This is a genomic window from Nitrospirota bacterium, from assembly GCA_013388455.1.
Taxonomy (GTDB): Bacteria; Nitrospirota; Thermodesulfovibrionia; order Thermodesulfovibrionales; family SM23-35; genus JACAFF01.
In genome coordinates this window covers 134,084-146,345 of sequence record JACAFF010000040.1, presented here as the reverse complement: position 1 = coordinate 146,345, position 12,262 = coordinate 134,084, and the positions used below count along the sequence as shown (strand labels likewise).

Annotated in this window: 10 protein-coding genes and 1 tRNA gene; 8 read left to right on the top strand and 3 right to left on the bottom strand. The window is 35.9% G+C overall.

The features are described 5' to 3' along the window. The first annotated feature begins 49 nt into the window (after positions 1 to 49). From HXY53_09785 to HXY53_09765, 5 genes are all read left to right on the top strand, one after another. Positions 50 to 238 (top strand): 50S ribosomal protein L28, encoded by a 189-nt coding sequence (locus HXY53_09785; GenBank protein ID NWF76834.1) that lies wholly within the window; start codon positions 50 to 52, stop codon positions 236 to 238. After that, positions 238 to 693, top strand: a complete 456-nt coding sequence (locus tag HXY53_09780) for a DUF721 domain-containing protein (GenBank protein ID NWF76833.1) — start codon at positions 238 to 240, stop codon at positions 691 to 693. The genes HXY53_09785 and HXY53_09780 overlap by 1 nt, the downstream gene beginning before the upstream one ends. A 661-nt stretch (positions 694 to 1,354) precedes the next feature. Further along, the gene (locus HXY53_09775) at positions 1,355 to 3,739 is read left to right on the top strand and encodes a HEAT repeat domain-containing protein (GenBank protein ID NWF76832.1); all 2,385 of its coding nucleotides are present in this window, start codon (positions 1,355 to 1,357) and stop codon (positions 3,737 to 3,739) included. Continuing rightward, on the top strand, positions 3,736 to 4,536 hold the full coding sequence (locus HXY53_09770) for an HD domain-containing protein (GenBank protein ID NWF76831.1): 801 nt from the start codon (positions 3,736 to 3,738) through the stop codon (positions 4,534 to 4,536). Before HXY53_09775 ends, HXY53_09770 begins: the two co-directional genes overlap by 4 nt. 53 nt (positions 4,537 to 4,589) lie before the next feature. Beyond that, positions 4,590 to 4,826, top strand: a complete 237-nt coding sequence (locus tag HXY53_09765; GenBank protein NWF76830.1) for a hypothetical protein — start codon at positions 4,590 to 4,592, stop codon at positions 4,824 to 4,826. 128 nt (positions 4,827 to 4,954) lie between these two features. Here HXY53_09765 and clpX read toward each other — a convergent pair whose 3' ends face one another. From clpX to tig, 3 genes are read right to left on the bottom strand one after another with little or no spacing between them, the layout of a single operon-like run. Continuing rightward, complete coding sequence (gene clpX / locus HXY53_09760; protein NWF76829.1) at positions 4,955 to 6,196, bottom strand: ATP-dependent Clp protease ATP-binding subunit ClpX; 1,242 nt, start codon at positions 6,194 to 6,196, stop codon at positions 4,955 to 4,957. Next, positions 6,196 to 6,792, bottom strand: coding sequence for an ATP-dependent Clp endopeptidase proteolytic subunit ClpP (gene clpP / locus HXY53_09755; protein ID NWF76828.1), 597 nt, complete (start codon positions 6,790 to 6,792; stop codon positions 6,196 to 6,198). Before clpP ends, clpX begins: the two co-directional genes overlap by 1 nt. Then, positions 6,789 to 8,129: a trigger factor gene (gene tig / locus HXY53_09750; GenBank protein NWF76827.1), complete on the bottom strand. Its 1,341-nt coding sequence runs from the start codon at positions 8,127 to 8,129 to the stop codon at positions 6,789 to 6,791. The genes clpP and tig overlap by 4 nt, the downstream gene beginning before the upstream one ends. 66 nt (positions 8,130 to 8,195) lie before the next feature. Between tig and polA the strand changes: the two genes are divergently transcribed. The 3 genes from polA to HXY53_09735 all read left to right on the top strand — a co-directional run bounded on the left by polA (position 8,196) and on the right by HXY53_09735 (position 12,258). Next, positions 8,196 to 10,835, top strand: coding sequence for a DNA polymerase I (gene polA / locus HXY53_09745; GenBank protein NWF76826.1), 2,640 nt, complete (start codon positions 8,196 to 8,198; stop codon positions 10,833 to 10,835). 70 nt (positions 10,836 to 10,905) lie between these two features. Then, positions 10,906 to 11,862 (top strand): DUF4912 domain-containing protein, encoded by a 957-nt coding sequence (locus tag HXY53_09740; protein NWF76825.1) that lies wholly within the window; start codon positions 10,906 to 10,908, stop codon positions 11,860 to 11,862. Positions 11,863 to 12,183: 321 nt separating this feature from the next. Continuing rightward, a tRNA-Thr gene (locus HXY53_09735) sits at positions 12,184 to 12,258 on the top strand. Positions 12,259 to 12,262 lie beyond the last annotated feature (4 nt).

Here is a 12,262-nt window from a genome sequence, read left to right as displayed (position 1 = left end):
ATCAGAAAATACTAAATTTGTTCATAAAAGTCTAAGGAGGGTAATAAAAGTGGCAATTTGTGCTATATGTGGAAAACAGAAAACGATTGGTAATAATGTAAGCCATGCTAACAACAAGACAAAAAAAATAATTATGCCAAATCTACAGAGAATGCGTATAATTACTAAAAAAGGGGTTAAGTGTCTAACTATCTGCACGAGATGCCTTCGCTCAGGAGCAGTTAAAAAGGCGGTTTAGTGGAGAGGGCTGATTCGTTACTTGGGCCTATTATAAAAAATATCGGCATTGAAGAGCGTGTAAAATTTGCTGAAATAAAAAAGAAGTGGAAAACTATTTTCAATGAACCACTTTCCCATCATATGTCACCTTATACATTTTCTAATGGTGAACTACTGCTGAATGTAGATTCCCCTGTCTGGCTTCAGGAACTAAAATTTTATAAAGAGGATATTCTCAAAAAACTATACTCTTATGGTGTAAGAACTGTAAGGTTCAGGCTTGGTAAAGTTTCACCTAAAGAAAATACTGTAGCAGTAAAAAAGAGACAAAAAGATTTATCTCTGAACGCTGAGGAATTATCTTTCATAGAACAGACAATTACCTCCCTTGATGACGAACCTTTAAAAGCAATAGTTAAAACTTCAATAGAGAAGGCTATTAAAAGGGGTAGAACCAAGATAAGAGGTTTATAAGTAAAATCACATTATTAACGAATCTTGTTATTCTGCCGAAACATTATTGTTAATTATTAAGGAATTATTTGCTTACTGTCTTTAATTTTCGTTTATAATCAGAGAGAATTTTTTCTTCAAGGTTAATACGATCTTCCACGATTTGTTTCAACCATCAATACTAACTATTCGCGAAATGCCTGGGTGGGACGAATGCATTACAAGACCAGGTAAAACCAGAAAACCTACACTGTCGTATCTTTCCTTTTCGGTGGCAAAAAATCATGCGTCCATTGGTACATTCTATAATATCTATAATATATTTCTACGATTTGCTGTTAATAATGCTTTATTTAATTGTAACTTTTTAAAGAGATAAAGAGGAAGAACGTAATCACAAAGCCAGCGAATGAAAACCCTTTTTGAGAGGGAAATAGCAGGGACATTCTTTGCCGATGTTTGAAAGAAGCGAGAACGGAAAGGTTCTTAGCGCAGGACAAAATGCCCTTTGTCAAAAGACTTGAAATTATATTTAACTATTAGTTATGTTTAACTATTATTGGTGGGCAATGACTATGGGTCCCGGTACTGGCTTGAGATTTTTCCCAGGGCATCAGGAAGTGTTCGTGAAGAACCTTGTTTTGATAATTTTTAAATTTTCAACTGCCCAGAGAGGTCAGCAGTGCAGGAATCATTAGACAAGGCAAGAGATCCCCAGGAAATCAGGTTTATTTCGGATGCGGTAATCAATCTTTATGCAGCATATGTAAATTCACTATTATATCCTTATAATCATCCTCTCATATCTGATTCTCTGAAGAATGCATTTATTTGTTTACAAAAAGTTTTTAGAGGAAAACCTAACATACGTATAGAAATACTCGAGAAGAGGCTAATGACTGACGGGATGATGCTGGAAGGCGATATCTTAGTTTTTGAAAATTTTGCATCCTGGCTCAAAAGCAAGAATATTAAGGCATTATCATTTAATAAGGAGCTTACCAGAAGAGAATTAATCAGCTTTCATAAAATTATTTCAACAACGAAGCTAAATTTTGAGGAACTATCTAATGCTATCTCTGAGAAAAATATAACAGGAATAAGTATTCATTCAGAAGAGTCCCATATGGGTGATGCTGGATTGGCAACACTACATAGTATTGATGATGAAGGATTTATCAAAGATTATGTTAGCACGATGTTTTATATGGAGAAAGGCCATGAGGATGCTTCTTTTTCACCACGTCCCAATGGAGCATCTCCTTTAGATGATGCAGCAAATATTGGATTAATTAAGGATTATCTAAGCACAAAGTCTTGGTCTGAAATATCTGAAGATTCTTCTCTTTCTAACACAAATTCAATTACGCAGTATGATGCATATAAAACGGAAGATATAAATTATGCCGAGTATGTTGAATCTCTCATCGAAAATAACATTTCCCCTGAAAACCAGCATATAATAAAGGGTATCCCACCGCTTGATATGGCGAATTTACTTAATGCTATGCTTTTCAAAACACCGGATTTGGATGTGACGGACAGGATTATCCATGCTTACTTTAGTAAAGCCTCTGATGTTCGTAAAGAAGATGAGATTGAACGGTGCAGGTTATTTTTCACGAGGCTTAAGCCTAGTCTTAGGCAAGCGTTTGAGGAACGTTATGCTTCTTTTTTTAACTCTGAACCCCTTGCTTTGGATCAGAAGACAGACATCTCACCAGAGGAGACACATGGAACATATGCACATCCAGTAACAAATAGTGAGAAAGATATTTCTTCTGAACAGCCTGCTTTTGTTCCGCACAGAACACTTGAAGTTTGTGATTTCATATATGACTTTGTAACGAATGGTAAAGCAGTAATCCATGATATAGAGATAACCCAGGAAATTGCAAATCTTTTCAATAAATCGCACCTATCACAATATCAGGATGGAGATATATTTAATAACCTTTACTCAAAAATAATGAAAGAGGTTAATGAAGCTGAACCTTATAGTTCTATTATTGCAGAATGCAATGAAGAAGCGATTACAGATGCTTTATTCAACGTTATGATTAATCTTATTGAATCAAATTCACTTGATGATTATGCCTATCGGAAACTCGAGCAAAGGTTCGTGTTCTTTATAGAGTTATATCTGGAAAAAGGAGATTTCGAAAAGATATTAGAAATATACAATTCCCTGAAGGCATATTCGTTGCAGGGCAAATGGAGTGCTCAAGCATCAGCTATGATAATTAATATTTTTTCTTTAAATAAAATTAACACTAAATTGGTAGAAGCACTTCGTTTATATGGCAGAAAACAAAAAGATATCGTATTAAGACTTATCAGCAGTCTGCGGTCTTTTCTAATACCATATTTGCTCGATGGTCTTACTGAGGAATCCAACCCAAGCACAAGAAGATTCCTGATTACAATTCTGACTTCTGTTAAAAGTGATGTTCTCGAGCATATAGCTAAATATCTGCGTGACAGCCGATGGTATGTTTTAAGAAATATGCTCTATCTTTTAAGGGAGTGTCACGGTCATAGTTATACTCCTGAGGTGAAAAATTTTTTAGAACACGATGTGCCAATTGTTCGGCTTGAAGCTTTGAGGACACTTCTTAGCTTTCAGAACCCTATAGCAGATGTCTATGTTATAAAATTTCTAAAAAGCGGTGTGTTTCATTTGCAAAAGATTGCAGTCAAGCTTTCAGAAACATACCGAATCAAAACTGCTGTGCCACATCTTATAAGATTGTTAGAGGAGAAGGACATCCGCGCTAAGAAATTTTTATTAAAGAGGAATATTATCCGAGCACTTGCCAGAATTGGCGATGTCAATGCAATTAGCCATTTTCTTAAAATATGCAGATCAAAAAGTTTGCTTCATAAGAATGAGTTTGATAGCCTGAAAATCGAAATCTTCAGAACGCTCCACAGTTATCCCGCAAAAACTATTGTACCGCTTGTTGAATATGGTATCCATTCTAACAATAAGGAGGTTATTGAAATATGTAAAAAACTAATAGATAGATATAGTCTGCCAGTAGGGAAACAAGAGATTGTAATATGATAGAGGAGATATCGAGAATAATTTCCTGTTTTGTTTCTGGAATGACCAGTTACAGATTGCATCCAGATAAGCAGGAGGCTGTTTCCAGTTATGCGGCTGAAGCAGTCGATATTATTAAATCACTTCATATCGAGCATTTTTTAAAAATTACTGTGAATAACGACAACAGCATGCTTATTAATGGTGTCCTGGTCTCACTGGGCTATCCGGAGCTAAAGAAATTTTATATAAAATTGAAAAGCAAGGGGGTTGATACAATAATTATAAGTAAAGGTTTACGTGTTGATGAACTTGAGAGGTTTTTCGGTGATCTTGCGTCTTCGGGCAATTTTTTTCATTCCTATGAACATATAGCTGTTAAAAAAAGCGAGAAGCCTTCTGTTAGTGAAGTGCCATATTCAGAAAAGATCCTTAAGGACGATATTCTTCAAGTTAAACGTATATATCGTGATATATCTACTTACAGTAATATTAACATGACAACTATAGATGCTGTTATAGGAAGCATCATAGCAAATGTTCGCCTGATAGGGCAAATTCTTGATTCGCTTATCCCTCTCAATGGAGATGCTGAAGACCTTTATATTCACTCATTTAATGTGTCACTGCTATCTATTGCTCAAGGTGAATATCTTGGTTTTGGTAATGCACTTCTCTATGATATAGGATTTGCCGCACTCCTTCACGATATCGGGAAGACGCTTTTACCTGCAGATCTCCTTATCAGGCAATATGCTCTCAACGAGGCCGAATGGAGATTAATGAAGAAACATCCTGAATATGGTGCTGCTCTTTAGCATCGCTTAAGAGAGTTCCTGAGATTGCAATTGTTGTTGCTTATGAGCATCATATGAAATATGACGGGTCTGGATATCCTGAAATGAGGAAGATGGAAAGAAAGCAGCATATATTTAGCCAGATAGTTGCAATTTCAGATTTTTATTGCACATTAAGTGCAGAACTTCCACACAGAAAACCTTTAAACAAAGTTTCTATTGAGGGTATATTACTTGAAACAGCTGGAAAAGAATTCAACCCACTCCTTGTTACAAATTTTCTCCGTACTATAGGGGTAGCTTTTTCTTAACTCGAAAAATGCAATTAGAATAATGCAGATGTATTCATCGAGTTAAAGAAATTTTTGAGCAATGTCTGCATTATTTGGGTTAAACCTAAATATAGAGTTTAGAGTTTGAAATGCTGGTTTTAGAATTTCTATGCTGATTCAGCCTGACGCTCAAAAGTAAGGATCGGTTTTTCATTATTCAATACAGTTTCTTCTGTGACCAGACAATCCCTGATTCCTTTCTGTGAAGGGATTTCATACATAACATCAAGCATAATCTCTTCAAGAAGAGCCCTTAAACCTCGTGCACCTGTCTTTCTTTGAGTAGCCTTTTTTGCAATAGCAGATAGTGCACCATCTGTGAATTTAAGTCTGACATTATCAAGTGCAAGAAGCTTTTGATACTGTTTTATCAGTGCGTTTTTCGGTTCGGTTAGTATTTTAATAAGTGCTGACTCATCAAGTTCGTCTAATGTTGCTATAACAGGCATTCTTCCAACGAATTCAGGAATAAGGCCGAATTTTATTAAATCTTCAGGTTCAACAAGCCTGAGCACATCCCCAATACTTTTCTTCTTATTTCTTCCCAAATCAGGGACAAAGCCTACTACTTTTTGTCCTATTCTTTGTTCAATCAGAGAATCGAGTCCAATGAATGCACCTCCGCAGATGAACAGAATATTTGTAGTGTCTACCTGGGTGAATTCCTGTTGAGGATGTTTTCTACCTCCCTGTGGAGGTATATTTGCAATAGTCCCTTCGATTAATTTCAGCAGAGCCTGTTGGACACCCTCACCTGATACATCACGGGTGATAGAAGGATTTTCTGATTTTCTGCTAATCTTATCAATTTCATCGATGTAGATTATGCCACGCTGTGCTTTTTCGACGTCATATTCAGATGCTTGAAGAAGTTTGAGTATGATGTTTTCAACATCCTCACCAACATAGCCTGCTTCTGTAAGGGTTGTAGCATCAGCAATTGCAAAAGGCACCTCAAGTATCTTAGCCAGAGTTTGAGCAAGCAAAGTCTTGCCTGTACCGGTAGGACCAATCAGGAGAATATTGCTCTTCTGTAATTCGACGTCTGATTCAACAGGAATGTAAATGCGTTTATAATGATTATGAACTGCTACAGAAAGTATCTTTTTTGCAGTTTCCTGTCCTATTACGTAATCATTCAGGAGTTGATGAATCTCTTTAGGTGTGGGAAGTTTTGGCAAAGAAGAAGTTATTGTTTCTTCATACAAAGAATCTGCTATAATCTCATTACAGAGTTCTACACATTCATTGCAAATATAAACCGATGGGCCTGCTATTAGTTTTTTTACCTCATCGTGTCCTTTGCCACAAAAAGAACATTTAAGATTGTTTTCATCTTTTTTTGCCATCAGTCTTTTTTCTCCTTAATACTGCTTATAACTTCATCGACAATACCGTATTCTTTTGCCTCATCTCCTGACATAAAGAAATCCCTATCTGTATCCATCTGTATTTTCTCGAGCGATTGGTTTGTATGTCTGGAGAGAATTTTATTCAATAATTCTTTCATCTTTAATATCTCACGGGCATGAATCTCTACATCAGTTGCCTGACCATGAAAACCTCCCATTGGTTGATGAAGCATGATTCGTGAGTGGGGTAATGCAAAACGTTTTCCCTTTGTTCCAGCAGATAGCAGAAGAGCTCCCATACTGGCTGCCTGTCCGATGCAATAAGTTGCAATATCTGGTTTGACATATTGCATGGTGTCGTATATTGCTAAGCCTGAAGATACTATGCCCCCAGGTGAATTAATATATAAATGTATATCTTTTTCGGGATCTTCTGTCTGGAGGAATAACAATTGTGCTATAACAATATTTGCAACATAATCGTCTATTGGAGTGCCTATGAAAACGATCCTGTCCTTCAAAAGTCTTGAGTAGATATCATATGCCCTCTCAGTTCGTCCTGTTTGTTCTATAACAATCGGAATAATACTCATGCATTCTCCTCTTTCTCAATCTTTGCTTTTGATAAAATCAGATCCAGAACTTTCTCTTCAAGAATAGAATTTCTCAGACTTTCCAGAGAACCTTCACGATACATGTATAATTTTTTTATTGTTTCAGGCGTAGCAGAAAGTTTAGTGGCAATAGCAGAGATCCGTTCCTCTAATTCTTCATCATTGACCGTAATCCCTTCTTTCTGCCCGATTATTTGAAGTATGATCGCAGCCTGAACATTCTTTGAAGCTTTCTCGTGAATCTTTGATTGAAGTTCTTCTGCATCCTTTTTCTTGTCCTCCTCGCTCTCGGTATCTTTTATGGAATCAACGATTTCTGAATCTGTTCCTTTATTTTCTTCTATTGTGTCTTTCTTGATATTATTAGCCTCAAACAAAAGTGTATCTATCTCTTTTTTTAACATAGATTCTGGTATGTCAAATTTATGCTGTTCAATAAGTTTATTAACAATCTGAGCTTTCTGTATTTTTTCTGCATAATTTTTCTTGATTCTATAAATATTTTCTTTTAATTTTTCTCTAAGCTCTTCTAAATTTTCGTAGCCAATATCCTTTGCAAAATCATCATTGATTTCAGGTAACGTCTTCTTTTTAACCTCCTTGATCGCAACTTTAATATTCAAAGTTTTTCCAGCAATTTCCTTCACGTTATGCATTTTATCAAATGAATGCTGGAACTCAATTATATCTCCTTTTTTCTTTCCTATTACCTTTTCCATTAGATCAGGTGGAAAAATTTCGTTCCCCATACTTGTGACAATTTCCTTGATTGATGGTATTTTTTCACCGCTGATCAGTTCGCTATCAATATAATCGAATATAACAAGGTCATCTATCTCTATTTCTTTTTCAGCGACTTCAAATACAGCTTTCTTATCTTGCAATTTTTTAATTGTTTCCTCTATATCTGACTCTTCAACTGTCACAGGGATGTCCTTTACCGCTATGTTCTCATAGTTGAGGTTCTCTATTTTCGGAAGTACTTCTATAGTGAACGAAAGGTTTAAAGGACTTTTTCTCTGAAAATCAACTTCTTCATCAAGAACTGGAAAATCAATAGGTCTTAAATCAGCTTCTCTTAAAGCCATGGTGTAATATTCAGGAATTATTTTTTCGAGAACTTCTGATTCAATTTCCTTACCGAAACGTTTTTCTAAAAGATTGACCGGTGCTTTCCCTGGCCTGAAACCCGGAATTTTAACTCTCTGTCTGAGTTTTTCTACAGAGCTTGCTATCTCCCTTTCAATAACTTCAGATGGAATTTCTATCTTTAGACGTTTTTTTGTTGTATTAATATCTTCAACTGATTTCAGCATGTAACCTCCTCAATATTTACTGTAAAATACGTATAAAAGCTTTGTCAATTTAAGGTATAATTTTCCGTGAACCTTTACCTGATTGATGGCAACTCTTACGTCTACCGAGCATATTATGCTATAAAACAACTTTCAAGCTCTAAAGGGCTTCCTACTAATGCAATCTTTGGCTTCACTAATATGCTATTAAAGATTATAAGGGAGAAGAGTCCAGATGCGATTCTCGTTGCTTTTGATTCGCCCATTCCGACAGAACGGCACAGGATATATGAAGAATATAAGGCACAAAGGCCGGAAACTCCTGATGACCTGATAGAACAAATTCCTTATATAAAGAAAATTATTTCTGCTTTCAATATAACAATGATCGAAATACCAGGCTATGAAGCAGATGATGTTCTCGGGACAATCTCAAAAAGAGCAGCATCTCAGGGGAACGAAGTTTTTATAGTAACGGGGGATAAGGATATGCTCCAGCTCGTAGATGATAGAATCAGGGTATATGACCCGATGAAGGATAGAGTTCTTGATAAGAAATATATTTATGAAAGGTTCGGAGTAGTCCCTGAAAGGATCCCAGATTTTATGGCCCTTACAGGTGATGCGATAGATAATATTCCAGGAATCAAGGGGATTGGAGAAAAGACTGCAAAGTCTCTCCTTATGGACTTTGAAACTATAGATGAACTTATTAGTCAAATAGACAGAATCAAAAAGGAAAAGTTAAGAAGTCTTATTTCTCAGAATGCAGACGTAGCTCTCCTTAGCAAAAAACTTGCAACCCTTGATACCTATGTGCCTATCAACATAGAAATCCATGAATTAATACGAAAAGAGCCTGATTGGCATAAACTTCTTCAGATATTCAGAGAGCTTGAATTCAGCAGCCTTCTGAGGTTTATTCCTTCTATTGCTGAGCATGAAGAGACCTGTGAAATATTATATTCAAAGGAGCGGATGAAGGATACCCTTTCGTCGATACAAAATGCCCTTTCATTTGACATTGAAACGACAGATATGAATCCTATGAGAGCAAACCTTATAGGTTTAGCACTATGTCTGGAAAAAGGAAAAGCTTTCTATATTCCTGTCTTACACCTTAATTCTGAAATTCAGCAGATACAAAAAAAAGATCTGATTGAGGCGATTGCTGGAGTGTTTGAAAATGATGGTATAGCGAAAATAGGGCACGATATCAAATATGATTTGATGATTCTCAAAAAAAATGGAATTCAGGTGAATGGACAAATCTTTGATACCATGATTGCATCATATCTTCTAAATCCGAATAAGCAGAACCATAGTCTTGAAGAAGTTGCCCTGACATATCTTTCATACAGAAAAAAGACATTTAGCGAGGTTCTTAATAAAAAAGGTAATTTTGCAGAAGTTCCGGTTAAAGAGGCTGCTTCCTATGCATGTGATGATGTTTATCTTTCTTTTGAATTAAAAGAAATTCTTTTTAAGAAACTGCATGATGAGGGACTTGAGGATGTTTACTTCAACATCGAGATGCCACTTATCCCTGTGCTTGTGGAAATTGAAGCAGCAGGAGTGAAAATTAATACGGATAGACTCTTAGAACTCTCAAAAGAGCTTGAGCGAGAAATTGATGGAATACAGAGGAGGATTTATTTTCTTGCAGGTGAAGAATTCAATATCAATTCACCAAAACAGCTAAGTCAGGTTTTATTCCAAAACCTCGGTTTTCAGCCCGGGAAAAAGACTAAAACAGGTTTCTCTACTGAAATGGCGGTACTTGAGGAGCTTGCAACTACACACGAACTTCCAAGAGAGATTTTGAATTACCGGAGCTTAAATAAATTAAAGACAACATATATTGATGTTCTGCCCTTGCTTACAGATCCGGATACAGGACGTATACATACATCATTCAATCAGTCAGCAACAGCAACAGGAAGGCTGAGCAGCAGTGATCCTAATCTCCAGAACATCCCTGTTAAAGGTGAATGGGGAAGGCGGATAAGGGAAGCATTCATACCAGAAAAAGATAATCTTCTTCTTTCAGCAGATTATTCACAGGTTGAGTTAAGAATACTTGCGCATTTAAGTAAAGATGAGGGTCTTATCAATGCATTCAGAAATAACCTTGATATCCATTCTCAAACAGCTTCAGAAATTTTTCATATACCAGTGGACAAAGTTACATCTGATATCAGACGAATAGCAAAGACAGTCAATTTTGGAGTTATTTATGGTATTTCCCCTTTTGGGCTATCAGAAACTCTCAGTATATCGAAAGATGAAGCAAAAAATTATATCGAACAATATTTCAACAAACATCCTGGAGTTAAGGCATATATTGAAAAAACCTTTGCAGAAGCAAGAGAAAAGGGATTCGTTACAACTCTTTTTGGAAGAAAGCGGGCAATACCTGAAATCAGAAATAAGAATACAACTATCAGGCAGCAGGGTGAGAGACTCGCGATGAATTCTCCGATACAGGGTACCGCTGCTGATATTATAAAGATTGCTATGATTAAGATATGGAAAAAATTTAGAGAAAAAGGTTTGAAATCGAAAATGATTTTACAGGTTCATGATGAGCTTTTGTTTGAAATATTGCCCGAAGAGTTGGAAGTTGTTATAGATATTGTTAGGATGGAAATGGAGGGAGTTACAACACTTTTGGTGCCTATAAAAGTAGATATTAACTACGGGAAAAATTGGGCAGAAGCGCATTGAGTTAAAGGTATTCTTCACTTAACTTTATAGATTATTTGCAGTAAAATATATTATGGTAAAAGGAGGGTTTATGAAGAAGCGCGCAAATAAAACGGCTACGAAATCTAAGAAAAAACAGGATAAGAAAAAGCCTCCAAAAACCCTCAAGGCAGTGAAGAAACGCGTAGTTAAAAAGAAAGATATAAAAAAGAAACTGAAGACAGCCAAAAAGAAGTCTGTAACTAAGAAAATACGCATTAAGTCAGAGAAAAAACCAGCAAAAAGAAAAATAAAGGATAAAGTCTTAAAGACTGAAAAGAAGGTTATTCCTCTGAAAAGAAAAACCTCTGAAAAAGCTCCTCCAAAACCTGCAAAAGAGATTAAGGCCATTCAGAAAGTGAAGAGAGAAAAAAAGCCGAAAAAAATTGTGCCTAAAATAAAAGAGAAAATTTCAGCAAAAAAAGAGGTAAAAAAAGTTGGAATTCCTGTTAAAGTTAAACCAGAAAAGATTAAGATGGAGGTTAAGGTAAAGCCTGAGAAAGTTAAAAAAGAGCCTATTTTAGTAAAGCCGCCGATAACAGTTGAGCCTGTAATTGAGAAATCTGAAAAACCTATTACAGAAGCAGAGATTAAAGCGATATCACTTCCTTCTCTATGGGAGAAACTGCCAACAGAATATGGTGAAAATTATATAACAGCCATAATAGTTGATCCATATCAAATCTTTGTTTTCTGGGAAGTAAGAGAGGATTCTCTCAAAATATTTAAAGGTAATCTTGGCATCAGGGTTTATGATGTTACAGACATTGATTTTGAAACAACAGAGGCTAATAGTTATTTTGATATACAGGTTAGTGAAAGAATAGGTAGTACATATATAAATGTCAGTCCTTCAAAAGATTTTATAGCTGACATCGGCGTTTTCTACGAAGGTATTTTTTTAACATTTGCACGATCTAAAAGAGTTTCTACTCCACGTTTTGGAATTTTAACAGAAGGTCTATTAGCTGGGGAAATGTACGAATCTGCTTTTAATATCGGATATTAATGTGTGCGATTTCTGATTGATTGCTATGTCCAGAATATTTTGAAAAATTGAGCCATCTCCATTGCTTTCTGGCATGTTAAATCACTGGTCCCATTTTACTCATAAAAAATTTTAAGATAAAGACAGGACATAGTATTAGAGCGGATTTATTTTGCCGATATTCAAACAGTGTGTATATTAAAATCAAGAGGCAAAATACCTCGGAGTCGCCCGACACATGTCGGGGGACGAGAATGAATGAAAATACTATGTCCTCTCTTGATAAACATGGTTTATGAATAATCAGGGGTATAACGCATTTTATACTTGAGTATTTTACTTGCCGGTGTAGCTCAGCGGCAGAGCAGCTGATTCGTAATCAGCTGGTCGGGGGTTCGAGTCCCCCCACCGGCTCCAAAAA